Origin of the sequence: Ruegeria atlantica (genome assembly GCF_947495585.1) — a bacterium.
In the GTDB taxonomy this organism is placed as follows: domain Bacteria; phylum Pseudomonadota; class Alphaproteobacteria; order Rhodobacterales; family Rhodobacteraceae; genus Ruegeria; species Ruegeria atlantica_G.
Window position 1 is genome coordinate 289,476 of the sequence record NZ_CANLZK010000001.1, and the last position, 14,143, is coordinate 303,618.

Below are 14,143 nucleotides of genomic sequence, written 5' to 3' on the forward strand. Positions count from 1 at the left end.
CGATGAAGTGGTTAAGCCTGTGCTTTCTTGTCTGCCATAGCTTCGGCAAAGCGTTCGAACAGATAGTAGCTGTCCTGTGGGCCGGGCGAGGCTTCGGGGTGGTGCTGCACTGAATAGACAGGGCGATCGGTCATGCGGATGCCGCAGTTGGACCCATCAAACAACGAGCGGTGGGTTTCCACAACGCCGTCAGGCAGGGACTGGGCGTCCACCGCGAAGCCATGGTTCATCGAAGTGATCTCGACCTTGCCGGTATCCAGGTCTTTGACCGGATGGTTGGCCCCGTGGTGGCCGTGGTTCATCTTGACGGTATGGCCGCCCAAAGCCAGCGCCAGCATCTGGTGGCCCAGACAAATGCCAAAAACGGGCAGGTCGGTGGCGTTCAGAACGTCTTTGATCATCGGCACGGCGTATTCACCGGTGGCTGCCGGGTCTCCGGGGCCGTTAGACAGGAACACGCCATCGGGATTATGAGCCAGCACCTCGGCGGCCGTCGCCGTTGCAGGCAGAACCGTGACGTCGCAACCAGCCGAGGCGAGGCAACGCAGGATATTGCGCTTTGCTCCAAAGTCCACGGCAACAACTTTATGCACCGGAGCTTCCTGACGTTTGTACCCGTCCGGCCAGGCCCACCGCATTTCGTCCCAGCGATAGCTTTGGGCGCAGGTGACCTCTTTGGCCAGATCCATGCCTTCCAAACCGGCAAAGCCACGCGCGGCAGCAACCAGGGCCTCGATGTCAAAGTTACCGTCGGGATCATGCGCCAACGCGACATGAGGTGCGCCTTGCTGGCGGATGGCGCGGGTCAGGCGGCGGGTGTCCACACCGCCGATGGCAATGCGGCCACGGCGGGCCAGCCAGGTTTTCAATTCTTCGGCCGAGCGCCAGTTCGATGGCTCGGTCGGGTCCCATTTGACCACCATCCCGGCGGCAACCGGATCGCCGGTCTCGTCATCCTCGGGGTTCACGCCGACATTGCCGATATGAGGGAAGGTGAAGGTCACAATCTGTCCCGCATAAGAGGGGTCGGTCATGATTTCCTGATATCCGGTCATGGCGGTGTTAAAGCACAGTTCAGCCACGGTTTGGCCGGTGGCGCCGAAGCCCATTCCGTAGAACAATGTACCGTCGGCCAATGCCAGACATGCGGTGGGCTTGGACGGGGCGTTCTGGGCCATGGCGCGACTCTCCTGCAAGGTAAACCGGCGCATACCTAAGGGGGTTGTACGCTCGGGTCAAGTCTGTTCAATTTTTAGGCTATTGTTTAAAATCAATAAGTTAACCATATGAACCCCCTGTTGTATCGCGCTTTTTGTTTCGATATGGTCGGGGTTCCTTTGCCATGGGGATGGACAGAACATATGGATATGCGATCAAGGGTGAACACTGCCCTGAAGCAAGCAATGAAAGACAAGGATGCCGAGCGTCTGTCGACGCTGCGCCTGATTAATGCTGCGATCAAGGACCGTGACATCGCCTCGCGCGCGTCTGACAATGAAGAAGCCAAAGGCTGCGGCGACGCAGAGGTGCTTGAAATTCTTGGCAAAATGACCAAGCAGCGCAAAGAAAGCGCCCGCGCTTATGAAGAGGGCAGCCGGTTGGATCTTGCCGAACGGGAACTGCGCGAGGTCGAGGTCATCGAGGAATTCTTGCCCAAGCAATTGGACGATGACGAGGTGAGCAAGGCCATTCAGACCGCAATCACGGCCACCGGCGCCGGGTCGATCCGCGACATGGGCAAAGTGATGGGTGAGCTGAAAACCCGTTACACCGGCCAGATGGATTTCGGCAAGGTTGGCCCGATGGTCAAAGATCAGCTCTGCGCTGCGCCAGGCGGCAGCTGCTAGGCATTATTGTTTGCTAAGATGCTAAGGCTGCGCGACAGGTTCGCGCAGTTTTTTTGTGAGCTCATCAAACAGCGAAATCCGCTCTTCCTCAGACAGAAAGGCACCAATTTCAACTTCGCGGCCGTCACCGGTCAGTGTTACATAATTCGGGACCGGGCCGCCGCGCTCATGCATTTCGGGACGCGCCCAATAGCGGTTGCAGGACCACTCCTGCTGCCCCCGTTGTGGGTGATGCTGCACCAGACGGGCCTGCGAGCCGGTCAAGGTCAACACCTCGAAAACGCTGCGTGCACGGTAATTGGACTGGATCGCGAACCACAGTCCCAGAACGGTCAACAGCATGAATGGCAGCAAACCCCACAGCAAAACCGACCCAAGAACAGCCATCAGGGGAATCAAGCCAAACAGGAAGACCGCCAACACCACACGCATCGCCCAGCGTGGGGGCAGAGAGTTATGCGGCCACAGGCGCAACTCTTGCTCGGAACTTGAGGTTTGATTCCATCGATACGGCATGGTGCAAAAATAGCGCAACACCTGCCGGTGTCTAACAGGAAAGATCAGATGACGTGCCCAACTCTGGCCCACGACAACGCGTCGTCCAGCCGGTCATCGCCCCAGAAAACCTCGCCGCGAACGACCAGGCTGGGGGCGCCAAAAACGCCCAGCTTTGTGGCCTGTTCGGTTTCGGTTTCAAGGGCCGAGATCGTGTCCGGGCTGCGGGCACGGGCAAGGGTCAGGCGTGGGTCCTGCTGACACCGATGCAGCGCTTCTGACAGCGCCGTTTCGCTGCCCGCCTCAATCCCTTCTTCGAACCAGATGCGGTACAGGTTTTGGGTAAAGGACTTGCCCCAGCCATCCGACATACCCAGCACAGCGACCTGATTGGCCAGCGCAAGATCCGAGATCGGGTAGGGTGCAGGAAGCGTCGCGTGCAGGTGGTACTTTGCGGCGCGCCGCTCGATATCACGCCACATATATGCGGATTTGGCCGGTTTGCCCGCAAAGGGAATGTTCTGTTGTTCGGACATCACGGTGCGCACATTGAACGGTCGCCAATTGACGGTCGCGTCATGCTCATCACACCAATCATCCAGGCGCATGATCGTCAGGAAGCTGTATGTGCTGCCGATGGAAAACCAAAAATCTATTTCGGGCATCTGATGGCTCCGATCCCAGGGTTTCTGGATACATGATACCCTAATTTGGGCAGATTATCGAACGCACCCTGAAATGGCGTTGGGAACGCGCCAAATCGAGTCGCTCTAAAACAGAACTTTTTTGATGGGTTGCGCGGGTTGAGGGGCAATACCGCAGTCGGTCATCTGCCGCAGGTCGATCTCGATGCTGCGACACAGGGCCGAGATCGGAACATCGGTCACATCCCCTTCGAATGGATCCTCCATCGAGGCGCTGACGCGTTCGGTGACAAAGAAGATCCAGCAGACCAGCGCCCCAACCGGCGCGAATGTCAGCCAGTCGAAGATAACAAGCTGCCATACAGAGATATCTGCTCCGGGGATAATTGATCGCTCGTCGTTGAACGCCAGTGGCAGCATGAAGATGAAGATCCAACTGAAGACGCGACCGACTTCGGCAACCTGTCTTGGGAAAGGTGTGTTTTTGATCCGCTCACACTGGCCTTGCGTCGTCGTAAACCGGGCGAGGCGGTCCATCAGGGCGACGTGCCAATAGGGGGCAATGCCACGGCTGCGCGCCAGCTCAGCAAGCTTTTCGCCCTGAAGAAACATCAGATAGGCGGCGCGATTGCTCTTGCCTTCAAGCCTGGGCAAGTCGCTTTCCAATTGGCGTTCACGCCAGCATTCGGGCTTTTGATGCAGCTCGGTGCGGTCTGAAATAGGTTTGTGTCCAAACATCCATGGACGTCGGCTGCGTCCTGTCGGCGAGGGCTGGCGCAGCTGAAAGGCAAGCATATTGAGCCATGCGATGTGACGTTCGATCAGTTCGTCGCGCAGCGCGGGATCAATCGGTGTGCCGTCGGGCAGCACCAGGTTGCTAATAGTGTTGCCCCAGTCCCTGCTGGCATTGACGATCTCGCCCCAGATGCAGCGCGCTTCGGACCAGCGCGCAAAGGCCGATGTGTTTTTGAAGCCCAGAAAGAACGCCACTGCCAGCCCGAGCATGGTGACGGGCGGGCTGGGGTTCGAGATCAGCTCGATTGTCGTGAGCTCGTCCGCGAGTACGACCAGCAGCGTCCATGTCAGCACGATACAGATAAAGCCAAAGGAGCCTTTGACCATCTGTCGTACAGTAATTCCGTCGTGAAGGATCATGACCGACCGGGTCCTGCGCAATTGGCGATTGCAGATCAGTCTAACGGCTTATTCTCGGGCAAGTCTATGCTAGCGCTGTTTAATTCTTGAGGTCCGAAAGTGAAAAGCCCCGCATCTGCGGGGCTTTGTCAGTCTATGTTGCCGGGATTAGTGGGCGTGGCCTTTATCCCAGTCTTCCTGCTTTGGCAGCTGCTCGAACGTGTGCTCGGGCGGCGGGGTCGGCAGGGTCCATTCCAGCGTATCCGCGTATTCGTTCCAGGGGTTCGGTCGGGTCTCACGCTTGCCACGCAGCAGGGCGTAGATCACGATGCCGAAGAACAGCAGGAACGAGGCGAACGAGATGAACGCGCCAATCGACGATACATAGTTCCACTGGGCGAATGCCTCGGGGTAGTCGATGTAGCGGCGCGGCATGCCCTGACGGCCCAGGAAGTGCTGCGGGAAAAAGGTCAGGTTTGCGCCAATGAAGAACATCCAGAAGTGAACCTTGCCCCAGAATTCCGAGTACTGGCGACCTGTCATCTTGGAGAAGTAGAAGTACATTCCCGCAAAGATCGCAAACACGGCACCCAAGCTCATCACGTAATGGAAGTGCGCAACCACGTAATAGGTGTCGTGATACGCACGGTCCACACCGGCCTGGGACAGAACCACACCGGTCACACCGCCAACGGTGAACAGGAACAGGAAGCCGAAGGCAAACAGCATCGGTGTCTTGAACTCGATCGAACCGCCCCACATGGTCGCGATCCACGAGAAGACCTTAACCCCGGTTGGCACCGCAATGACCATCGTGGCCAGCATGAAGTACGCCTGCTGACGCAGTGACAGGCCAACGGTGTACATGTGGTGCGCCCACACGACAAAGCCCAGCACGCCGATCGCGATGATCGCCCAAACCATCGGCAGGTAACCGAAGACGGGCTTGCGCGAGAACGTCGCGATGACGTGGCTGATGATGCCGAAACCGGGCAGGATCACGATATACACTTCCGGGTGGCCAAAGAACCACAGGATGTGCTGATACAGAATCGGATCGCCGCCACCGGCGGGATCAAAGAAGGTGAAGCCAAAGTTGCGATCCATCAGCAACATGGTGATCGCACCCGCCAGAACCGGCAGGGACAACAGAATCAGCCACGAGGTGACAAAGATCGACCAGCTGAACAGCGGCACCTTGAACAGGGTCATGCCCGGGGCACGCATGTTCAGGAAGGTGGTGATCATGTTGATCGCGCCGAGGATCGAGGAGGCGCCCGATACGTGCACGGCAAAGATCGCAAGGTCCATGGACATGCCGCCTTCGGTTGTCGACAGCGGCGGGTACAGAACCCAGCCTACGCCCGAACCGAGCTGATCGTTACCACCGGGGCTCAGCAACGAGGCCACACCCAGCGACGTACCAGCGACATAAAGCCAGAAAGACAGGTTGTTCATCCGCGGGAAGGCCATGTCCGGTGCACCGATCTGCAACGGCATGAAATAGTTGCCAAATCCGCCGAAAAGCGCTGGGATGACCACGAAGAACATCATCAGAACACCGTGATAGGTGATCATAACGTTCCACAGGTGTCCGTTAGGGGTGCAGAGCTCGGCTCCGCTACCGAACAGTCGGAAGCCTTCCAGGCACATATGCTGCACCCCGGGTTCCATCAATTCGATCCGCATGACAACAGTCATCAGAACTGAAATCAGACCGGCAAGTGCCGAGACGACCAGGTATAGAATCCCGATGTCCTTGTGGTTGGTCGACATGAACCAGCGCTGGAAAAATGTGCGCTGGTCTTCATGGTCGTGACCATGAATGGCTGCGTCTGCCATTATAGGTGCCTCCTGTTGCAACTGCACCGCGCAGTTGGACCTCTCCAACGCGCGGGATTCCTGCTGGTTTTAGATTGCGGGGGGACGACCTTCAATGGTCGAGTTTGATCTGGATCAAGATTAATTGTCGCGGGCAGGAGGGCGACCCGCGAAATTTTCACCAAATTCTGCATTCATCTGGGTATCAGCGCTCCGAATTCAAGGGGGCGGCTGGGAATTGCGTTCCCCGCTTGACCCGGGGCGGGGTGCGCCGCAGAACTGTCGGCAACACGTCAATCGGAGAATTGAAATGACCGCCTATGATCCCGAGAATATTTTTGCCAAGATTTTGCGCGCAGAGATACCTTCGAGCCGAGTATACGAAGATGACGATACGGTGGCCTTCATGGATATCATGCCGCGCTCGGACGGGCATCTGCTGGTGATCCCCAAAACCCCTTGCCGCAACATTCTGGACGCAACGCCTGCACAACTGGCGGCTGTGACCGCAACGGTCCAGAAGATGGCCAAGGCTGTCGTAGCAGCGTTCGATGCGGACGGGGTCACGATCCAGCAATTCAACGAGGCCGCCGGCGGGCAGGAGGTTTTCCACCTGCATTTCCATATTCTGCCGCGCCATGATGGTGTTGCTGTACGGGCGCCGGGAACGATGGGCGATTTCGACCTGATCGCGCAGCATGCCGAAAAGATCAAAGCCGCGCTGAGTTGACTGGGAGGCAGTTACTTCGAGTGCACGTGTGGCCCCGCACACTCACTGTGATCGCCAAATGCGTGAAGCACGGCGCAGACATGGTCGTGCTTGCCATCGCAGGCTTTGGAAATTCGGGTCAGTTCCGCCTCAAGGCTGCGCAGGCGGGAAATACGGTCCCGTAGGTCGGCCAGCTGCCTTTCGGCAATTTCATGCGCTTGGTTAAGGTCGCCGCCAGACGCGCCTTCCAGGGACAGTAAACCCTCGACATCGGTCAGCGGTAAACCAAGATCGCGGCAATGGCGAATAAAAAGCAGCCGTTTCAATGCAGTGTCGTCGTACCGGCGCTGATTACCCGCTGTTCGATCCGGGCGCGGCAACAGCCCCTTGTCTTCGTAAAACCGGATGGTCGGAACCTTGACCCGCGTGTGACGCGACAGATACCCAATTGAATACATCTTTTTTCCTCAGGGCTCTTGAACCTCTAGTCACTAGAGGAATTACATGCAATGTGCAGCCGTAACAAGGGACACACATTTCAGATGGCACATGATCATTCTCATAAGGGGAACAGCCACGCGCACCATCACATAGACCCGGAGGCAGGGGACGCGCGCGTTGCTTGGGCCATTGCCGTCAACATGTTCCTGACGCTGGCACAGGTTATTGGGGGCATTTTTTCAGGGTCGCTGGCGTTGATCGCCGACGCCCTGCACAATTTCTCTGACGCTATCGCGTTGGTCATCGCCTTTTTTGCCCGCAAAATCGCCCGCAGACCTGCCGATCCACGCATGAGCTTCGGCTATGGCCGGGCCGAGGTCGTCGCCGCGCTTGTCAACTATACCACTCTGGTCGTGCTGTCGGTGTACTTGTTCTACGAAGGCGTGATGCGGTTTTTTGAGCCTGAGCCGGTTAACGGCTGGATGGTCGTCTGGATCGCGGCACTGGCTTTGATTGTGGATCTTGTCACGGCTGCGCTGACTTACTCAATGGCCAAGGATAGCATGAACATCCGGGCGGCCTTTCTGCACAACGTGGCGGACGCCTTGGGATCGGTGGCTGTGATCATTGCCGGTACCGCGGTGATCCTGTTCAACTGGACATGGGTAGACCCCGCCGTCACGATACTGATTTCGCTCTACATACTGTGGCATGTCAAAAGTGAAATTGGCGAAACGATCCGCGTTCTGATGATGGCAGCGCCCCCCGAACTGGACCCGGAAGAGGTCGCCTCGGCCATCGAGGACATACCGGGTGTGTCCGAGGTTCACCATGTCCACTTGTGGAGCATGCAGGAGCGAGTGCCTGCGTTGACGGCCCACCTGGTCGTGGACGCGGCGGCCTGGGCCGATGCGGAAGGGGTGAGGGCCAGCGTCAGACAATCGCTCCGCGACCGGTTTGCCATTGGTCACGCCACGCTTGAGCTTGAGCAGATCGACCGCGCGTGTGTCGGGTCGTCACGTTTTGGGCATACAGAAGAGAAACTATAGAGTGGGATGTGAATTGCCGCTCCGATTTGGGGTCGGAACGGCAGACTCGTTAACAAATACCTTTCCGATTACTCAGGATGACCCAAGATCACCGGTTAACACACCACTCACTCTAAGAACGGTAAGTCTATATTACCCTCAAACACGCGGGATGTATCTATTTGAGTGAGTTTTTCACCCATTTGCCCTATTGGTACGGTAGCCATTGGGAAATTTCGGCTCAGTATGGAAACAGCGGGGTCAAAATTTGCGGGATTGTTAACGGCGCATTGATTCTGATTGATTCGCGGGTATCGATTCAGGCCCTGTCGAGGTCAAAAAAAATCTCTGAAAAGGTTTTCCGCAGGGCCGTGTCCACGTCCACCAGGGTGACCGGCAACCCCAGATCGACAAGCGACGTAACCCCATGTTCGGTGATGCCGCAGGGGACGATGCCTGAAAAATGCTCAAGGTCAGGTTCGACATTGATCGAGATGCCGTGGAAACTGACCCATTTGCGCAAGCGCAATCCGATCGCCGCCACTTTATCCTCGGCAGGTTGGCCCGAAGCGGTCAGTGGTTCGTCATTGCGCCGCACCCAAACACCGACGCGACCGTCACGGATTTCACCATGCACGTTGAACTCGGCAAGCGCTGCGATCACCCATTCTTCCAGTTGCTTGACGAAACGGCGCACATCCTTACCGCGTTTGTTCAGGTCCAGCATCACATAGGCCACGCGCTGGCCGGGGCCATGATAGGTGTATTCACCTCCACGCTTGGCCTCAAAGACCGGAAAGCGATCCGGGTCGGTCAGGTCTTCGATCCGGGCTGAGGTGCCGGCGGTGTAAAGCGGCGGATGCTCCAGCAGCCACACACACTCATCCGCTTCTCCGGCCGCAATTGCAGCCACACGCGCCTCCATGAAGGCGACGGCGTCATTGTAATCGGTCAGCCCGTCTGTGATCTTCCATTCCATAAGTGCTCCTTACCGCCGGGGCAGGGCGAATAAAAGAGGTCACGCAGCCTCGGTCAGGCACCGCTGCAACAGGTCCGAATAAGTTTCGGCCCCTTGCGCACCGGTCGCCAGGTACTTGCCCTCAAACACCATTGACGGGACACCTGAAACACCACGGCTGGTCCAGAACTGTTGCTTTTCGCGAACCGGCGCAATGTGATCGCCCGAAGTCAGAGCCGCACGGGCAGCGCCCCGGTCCAGACCCGCCGCTTGGGCCGCATCAAGCAGGACCTCGGACTGGGATACGTCCTTTTGATTGGTAAAGTAAGCCTCGAACAGGGCCATCTTCAACGGATGCTGGCGGCCTTGCGTTTCGGCCCAGTCCAACAGTTGATGTGCTGCAAAAGTGTTCACCATCCGGCTGTCGTCATTGAAGTTGAACGTAAAGCCAAGCTCGGCGCCGATCTGGGTCAGCCGATCGCGGGCCTGCTGGCTCTGCTCAGCCGTTGAGCCATACTTCTCAATGATATGTTTGCGCAGGTTCTGGCCCTCTGGCGGCATATTGGGGTTCAGCTCAAAAGGATGCCATCTGAGATTAGCCAGCACGTTTTGTTCTTTCAAAGCCAGGTCCAGTTGGTGAAACCCCACGATGCACCAGGGGCACACAACGTCTGAGACGATATCAATCTGGACAATTGGGCGGGGATCTTGCGCGGTCATGGGCGGGCTCCGGGGAAGGGGGGAATAAACTCTGTCTGCAGTACAGATAAGGATGGCACCACGGAATTCAAATCGGCTTGTTTTTTGCCTCTTCACATCCTGTTCGCCACCGTCTATATGCCCCTCAACCAAGTCATTGGCAGTGCGGTCGTGGCGGAATTGGTAGACGCGCAGCGTTGAGGTCGCTGTGGGGTAACACCCGTGGAAGTTCGAGTCTTCTCGACCGCACCATTATACTCCCGAAACACACGAATTTCAGCGCCTTTGTCGTGTAGAGTTGCACCAGTTTGCATTGGAATGACCACTTCACTATTTCCTGTCTCGCCCACGTGGATTGGGATGTGTATGAGTGGGCAAGACTTTTTGGGAAGGATAATATGTCTCAGTCCATCACCGTGTTCACAACGATGAAGAACGAAGGCCCGTATATGCTGGAATGGGTTGCGTTTCACAAAACACTGGGCGTCGACCATTTTGTGATTTTCACCAACGACTGTGATGACGGAACGGACAAAATTGCTGCAAGGTTGCAAGAGCTTGGCTTGGCCACTCATGTCAGCAATGAAGTGAAAGAAGGAGGCAATCCCCAGCACCAGATGCTGCGCCGCGCGCGCCGCCAACCCAAGGTCAAAGAGGCCGACTGGCTGCTGTGTCTGGATGTAGATGAGTTTTGGAATATCCGCTGCGGCGACAACGGATTTCATGACCTTATTGCCGAGGTCGAGCAAAAAGCAGGGCAGCCGGCCGATGCGATATCTTTTGCGTGGAAGTTGTTTGGAAGTTCGGGAAACATCAGCTTCGAAGACAGACCGGTGACCGAGGTTTTCTCGATGGGGGATCAAGAGTTCTCCTATCATTCAAGCCGCGCTTTTGGGCTGAAAACGCTGTTCCGAAATAATGGCAAGTTCACCCGGTTTGGTCCGCATCGCCCAAAGGGCTTTGACGAAGAGGTAGCGCCTGACATCGCTTGGTCAGATGCTGGCGGAAAGCTGTTTCCAGCCGATAAAGTCGGTTGGCGGGCGTGGCGCGGGTTCGACCATTCCTTGGGACGCATCCACCACTATTCAGTCCGGTCCATGGACGGGTTTCTGGTCAAGCGCGACCGGGGACGCACAAACCACATCAAGGTGGATCAGGGACAAGCCTACTGGCAGGACATGAATGCCAACAAAGAGGCCGATCAATCCATCTTGCCTGCCGCACGCCGCGCCGCACCTCTGCTGGCCGATCTGAAGGCGGATGAAGAGTTGAACGAATTGCACGCGCAGGCCTGCGACTGGCACCGAGCCAAGGTGTCCGAAATCAAGATGCGCCCGGAATGGGTAGAGTTTCGCGTCTGGCTCGCCGATAACCTGATTTGATCATTATGGCCGAAGACCTATCGAAAGAGCAGCTGAAACCGGAACACCCTGATCGCAAGACAGGGTATGAGCGTATCCTGACGGATCCCGCTCCGCCTTGGTTTGTCGAGCTGTACCCTGGCGGCGACGGCACTGGGTACTTTCAAAAGCTGGAACGCCACTCGATCCTGTTCCATCAGCGCTACCCGAAGCGTCTGGTAGTCAGCTTCGACAATATCGCCAACGCCAATGACCTGTCCTTCGCGCGCGAGCCGTGGGGCTGGAAATTCTTTCGGGACGAAGGGTGGTCCCACATGGGCGTCTTCGCGCGCACCAAGGCATGGTATCGCGACCCCGAGATCATTTCTTATTTTGAAAACAAGGTCGCCGAGGGGTTCTTTGACCGGTTCGATCAGGTGGTTTTTGCAGGCGCATCGATGGGCGGTTTTGGGGCACTGACCTTTTCGGCGCATGTACCCGGCGCGCATGTGATCGCGTTCAACCCTCAGACAACATTGGATGAACGGCTGGTGCCTTGGGAAACCCGCTATAGGTTCGGCCGCGTACAGGATTGGGATCTGCCGATGAGCGATGCGGCTCAAACTGTTCTGACAGCTGGTAAGGCTTACGTCTTTTACGACCCATTCTTTGATCTGGACCGGCAGCAGGTTCAGCGTCTGCAGGGCGACAACGTGATGTTGCTCAAGACCTGGTTTTCAAACCATTTCGCGGCGCCCATGCTGCGCAAGCTGGATATCCTCAAGCCAGTGATGCTGGGGGCGATGGACGGCTCACTGGATACGGTTGGGTATTACAAGATGATGCGCGCCCGACGTCGCCTGCCTATGTATATTCGGGGGATTGAGGCCATCGGCGCCGAGCGGCACCCTGACTTGGCGGCAAAAGCCCGGCAGCGGTTCCGCCGACTGCGCCGGCAGGCCATGGCCGAGAAGGAAAGGGACGCCTCGTGACCGCCGCCAAAGGCGTGTTTGTCGGTCAGCGCAAGGACCGCATGGGCGCGCGGTTGCTGATGATGCTGACCTGCATCCGGCTGGCCGAAGATTTCGGCACGACCTACCGGGTGAATTGGTTCCCGCAGGGCGCGGACGCGCCCGAACTTGACCACCCACAAGAGTTGTTCGCGCAGGATTGGATGTATGAACATTTCCTTACTCCTAAGGAGTTCGGAGCTCTTTCGCAGAATGCCTTGCCGATCTGGTCCTTCCAAAACGACACCTCGCCCGACCGTCTGATTGCGCATCTCAACGCCGGACGGTCGGTGCTGGTAGAGGAAGGTTTCGAGGTGCTGGCCTTCCCGTGGGAGGACGTCGAGACCATCCGGCCAAGGTATCGCGACTTCATTCACCGGGTCGGGTTCACGGAAGAAATACGCGAAATTATGGATCGCGCGGATGCCAGGCTGTCAGGGCAGGGTGTATCTGCCTATCACATCCGCCGCGGTGATATTTTGAATGGGTTGCCGTGGAAGCACACGACCTGGCCCGCAAAGATCGAACCCGAAGAACTGTATGAGGCGCATCTGGCGAAGAATGCCGATAAAGCGGCCATAATGTTCTCGGACCAGCCGGAACTGATTGCCCGGTTTCAGTCAAAGTTTCCGCACCTGCTGCAGATGCCAGACATTGCCGATGTGTCCGGGATGACACGGGCGAAACGCGATTTTCTAGAGCTCTATACGATGTCGCGTGCTGATCAGGTGATTGCACCGGTCATCTCAGCCTTTTCCATGGCAGCAGCCCGAATATCGGGACAGCAGCGAAAAGTGTTTCGGGATGTTCTGACAGAAGAAGAGATTTCTCAGGCGAATGAGAGCGCAATTCGGCGCCTACAGGCTGGGTTTGATGGCTTTTTGAACACGTCCGAGGCCGCGCATATTTATGGCAAGGTTCTGTTCCATATGAACCGGCTGCATTCAGACGATCGAACCGAAGAGGCCAGCGATATCGCTTCAAGGTTGCTGGACGAGGGGGCGGACAACGCGTTTCTGCCGCTTCTTCAAGCGCTCAACTTGTTTTACGCAAACAAGTGGGATGAATCTGCAGAGATGGTCGAGACGGCTTTGTTGGACCCCCATACATGGCCCGAAGACTATGCGGTTTGTGGTGCCTTGAAGGCAGCAGCGTTGGGGGAAAAGAGAAAGCGTTGGCAAGCAGCCCAGGCATTCAGCCGTGCATTTTGGGCCAAACCGATCCGACCTGACGTGTTGGTGTTTGGGTCGCGCGTTGTCTACCGGGATCAGATATCATTGCGGCTGTTTCCACCTACCGACTGGTCGCTGCAAAAGGTTATCCGCAGGCCCTGGTTCAATTTCAACTCCCATGTCGCACAGCGCAAAGTGTTGGTGAGATTGCCGTGCAATTTCGACTTTCTTCTGTTGGATTGGTCGATCCTTTCTCTGGATCAAAAAGCCCGCAGGCTTTTGGAAAACAAACCCCGTTTGAAGCAGCTGCATGACGGTCTTATTCGGATGACCGATATGCCTGACGAGGATCCGCGCGTACGGAGTTTTAGCGCCAAACTGGGGGCACGTATTGGGAGTATTTCCAATGCTGAGGCCATTGATATCACACGTAAGGTTCTGTCGGATGTGCCCGACAATCCACTCTATCACAAACGATTGGCCGAACTGTACCAAGCAGAAGGCGAGGGAACAGCATCGCGGATAACCATGGCGGATGCCTTGGCCTGCGATCCGGGTAACGCCTTTTTAATCTTTGCTATGGGACAGATGCTGGAAATGAACGGTGCCGTTGAACAGGGCCAGAGGCAGATCATTCAGGCCGCAGAGATCGACGACGACACCGCCGCTATTCAGGGCGAGGCCGGGCGAATATTGTTACAACAGGGCAAAAAGGAAGCTGCCCGTGCGTTTCTTCAAAAAGCCCGAGATTTGTGCCCGACGTACAAGCGGTTCTCAAACCAACTTAAACGGGCGGGCGGGTGAATTGCGTGGATTTCCCCTTGGTAGTTCCACCAATTCAACGT

14 protein-coding genes and 1 tRNA gene are annotated in these 14,143 nt (G+C 56.9%); 7 read left to right on the forward strand and 8 right to left on the reverse strand.

From position 1 onward, the window contains the following. Window positions 1–11 precede the first annotated feature (11 nt). Window positions 12–1,178 carry a glutamine-hydrolyzing carbamoyl-phosphate synthase small subunit gene (carA, locus tag QMP16_RS01420; protein ID WP_282150955.1) on the reverse strand — a complete coding sequence of 389 codons (1,167 nt, stop codon included), beginning with the start codon at window positions 1,176–1,178 and terminating at the stop codon, window positions 12–14. A gap of 183 nt (window positions 1,179–1,361) precedes the next feature. Between carA and QMP16_RS01425 the strand changes: the two genes are divergently transcribed. Beyond that, window positions 1,362–1,847 (forward strand): GatB/YqeY domain-containing protein, encoded by a 486-nt coding sequence (locus tag QMP16_RS01425; protein WP_108859105.1) that lies wholly within the window; start codon window positions 1,362–1,364, stop codon window positions 1,845–1,847. Window positions 1,848–1,868: 21 nt separating this feature from the next. On the opposite strand, the gene QMP16_RS01430 is transcribed toward QMP16_RS01425, so the two are convergent. From QMP16_RS01430 to ctaD, 4 genes are all read right to left on the reverse strand, one after another. Further along, the gene (locus QMP16_RS01430; RefSeq protein WP_282118866.1) at window positions 1,869–2,363 is read right to left on the reverse strand and encodes a DUF2244 domain-containing protein; all 495 of its coding nucleotides are present in this window, start codon (window positions 2,361–2,363) and stop codon (window positions 1,869–1,871) included. 44 nt (window positions 2,364–2,407) lie between these two features. Further along, window positions 2,408–3,007, reverse strand: coding sequence for a 2-hydroxychromene-2-carboxylate isomerase (locus QMP16_RS01435; protein WP_058273903.1), 600 nt, complete (start codon window positions 3,005–3,007; stop codon window positions 2,408–2,410). A gap of 105 nt (window positions 3,008–3,112) precedes the next feature. Continuing rightward, the gene (locus QMP16_RS01440) at window positions 3,113–4,141 is read right to left on the reverse strand and encodes a bestrophin family protein (RefSeq protein WP_282150956.1); all 1,029 of its coding nucleotides are present in this window, start codon (window positions 4,139–4,141) and stop codon (window positions 3,113–3,115) included. Window positions 4,142–4,288: 147 nt separating this feature from the next. Continuing rightward, entirely contained in the window at window positions 4,289–5,962 is a 1,674-nt protein-coding gene (gene ctaD, locus QMP16_RS01445) for a cytochrome c oxidase subunit I (RefSeq protein WP_058277640.1), read from the reverse strand. A gap of 289 nt (window positions 5,963–6,251) precedes the next feature. Between ctaD and QMP16_RS01450 the strand changes: the two genes are divergently transcribed. Further along, entirely contained in the window at window positions 6,252–6,671 is a 420-nt protein-coding gene (locus QMP16_RS01450) for an HIT family protein (protein ID WP_282150957.1), read from the forward strand. Between the two features lie 11 nt (window positions 6,672–6,682). On the opposite strand, the gene QMP16_RS01455 is transcribed toward QMP16_RS01450, so the two are convergent. After that, complete coding sequence (locus QMP16_RS01455; protein WP_282150958.1) at window positions 6,683–7,108, reverse strand: MerR family transcriptional regulator; 426 nt, start codon at window positions 7,106–7,108, stop codon at window positions 6,683–6,685. Window positions 7,109–7,192: 84 nt separating this feature from the next. Between QMP16_RS01455 and QMP16_RS01460 the strand changes: the two genes are divergently transcribed. Next, complete coding sequence (locus QMP16_RS01460; RefSeq protein ID WP_282150959.1) at window positions 7,193–8,140, forward strand: cation diffusion facilitator family transporter; 948 nt, start codon at window positions 7,193–7,195, stop codon at window positions 8,138–8,140. Window positions 8,141–8,438: 298 nt separating this feature from the next. Here QMP16_RS01460 and lipB read toward each other — a convergent pair whose 3' ends face one another. Together lipB and QMP16_RS01470 are read right to left on the reverse strand one after the other, a co-directional pair. Next, window positions 8,439–9,098: a lipoyl(octanoyl) transferase LipB gene (gene lipB / locus QMP16_RS01465; protein WP_282150960.1), complete on the reverse strand. Its 660-nt coding sequence runs from the start codon at window positions 9,096–9,098 to the stop codon at window positions 8,439–8,441. Between the two features lie 39 nt (window positions 9,099–9,137). Then, window positions 9,138–9,797 (reverse strand): DsbA family oxidoreductase, encoded by a 660-nt coding sequence (locus QMP16_RS01470; protein ID WP_282150961.1) that lies wholly within the window; start codon window positions 9,795–9,797, stop codon window positions 9,138–9,140. 144 nt (window positions 9,798–9,941) lie between these two features. Between QMP16_RS01470 and QMP16_RS01475 the strand changes: the two genes are divergently transcribed. The 4 genes from QMP16_RS01475 (at window position 9,942) to QMP16_RS01490 (ending at window position 14,102) form a co-directional block, all read left to right on the forward strand. After that, window positions 9,942–10,028, forward strand: a tRNA-Leu gene (locus QMP16_RS01475). A 146-nt stretch (window positions 10,029–10,174) separates the two neighbouring features. Then, entirely contained in the window at window positions 10,175–11,158 is a 984-nt protein-coding gene (locus tag QMP16_RS01480; protein WP_282118697.1) for a glycosyltransferase family 2 protein, read from the forward strand. A gap of 5 nt (window positions 11,159–11,163) precedes the next feature. Beyond that, window positions 11,164–12,108 (forward strand): hypothetical protein, encoded by a 945-nt coding sequence (locus QMP16_RS01485; RefSeq protein ID WP_282150962.1) that lies wholly within the window; start codon window positions 11,164–11,166, stop codon window positions 12,106–12,108. Then, window positions 12,105–14,102, forward strand: a complete 1,998-nt coding sequence (locus QMP16_RS01490; RefSeq protein WP_282150963.1) for a hypothetical protein — start codon at window positions 12,105–12,107, stop codon at window positions 14,100–14,102. The genes QMP16_RS01485 and QMP16_RS01490 overlap by 4 nt, the downstream gene beginning before the upstream one ends. The last annotated feature ends 41 nt before the right edge of the window (window positions 14,103–14,143 follow it).

Coding starts and splice junctions, on each gene's coding strand:
- carA (WP_282150955.1), bottom strand. CDS start 1,178: ATGGCCCAGAACGCCCCGTCCAAGCCCACCGCATGTCTGGCATTGGCC.
- QMP16_RS01425 (WP_108859105.1), top strand. CDS start 1,362: ATGGATATGCGATCAAGGGTGAACACTGCCCTGAAGCAAGCAATGAAA.
- QMP16_RS01430 (WP_282118866.1), bottom strand. CDS start 2,363: ATGCCGTATCGATGGAATCAAACCTCAAGTTCCGAGCAAGAGTTGCGC.
- QMP16_RS01435 (WP_058273903.1), bottom strand. CDS start 3,007: ATGCCCGAAATAGATTTTTGGTTTTCCATCGGCAGCACATACAGCTTC.
- QMP16_RS01440 (WP_282150956.1), bottom strand. CDS start 4,141: ATGATCCTTCACGACGGAATTACTGTACGACAGATGGTCAAAGGCTCC.
- ctaD (WP_058277640.1), bottom strand. CDS start 5,962: ATGGCAGACGCAGCCATTCATGGTCACGACCATGAAGACCAGCGCACA.
- QMP16_RS01450 (WP_282150957.1), top strand. CDS start 6,252: ATGACCGCCTATGATCCCGAGAATATTTTTGCCAAGATTTTGCGCGCA.
- QMP16_RS01455 (WP_282150958.1), bottom strand. CDS start 7,108: ATGTATTCAATTGGGTATCTGTCGCGTCACACGCGGGTCAAGGTTCCG.
- QMP16_RS01460 (WP_282150959.1), top strand. CDS start 7,193: ATGGCACATGATCATTCTCATAAGGGGAACAGCCACGCGCACCATCAC.
- lipB (WP_282150960.1), bottom strand. CDS start 9,098: ATGGAATGGAAGATCACAGACGGGCTGACCGATTACAATGACGCCGTC.
- QMP16_RS01470 (WP_282150961.1), bottom strand. CDS start 9,797: ATGACCGCGCAAGATCCCCGCCCAATTGTCCAGATTGATATCGTCTCA.
- QMP16_RS01480 (WP_282118697.1), top strand. CDS start 10,175: ATGTCTCAGTCCATCACCGTGTTCACAACGATGAAGAACGAAGGCCCG.
- QMP16_RS01485 (WP_282150962.1), top strand. CDS start 11,164: ATGGCCGAAGACCTATCGAAAGAGCAGCTGAAACCGGAACACCCTGAT.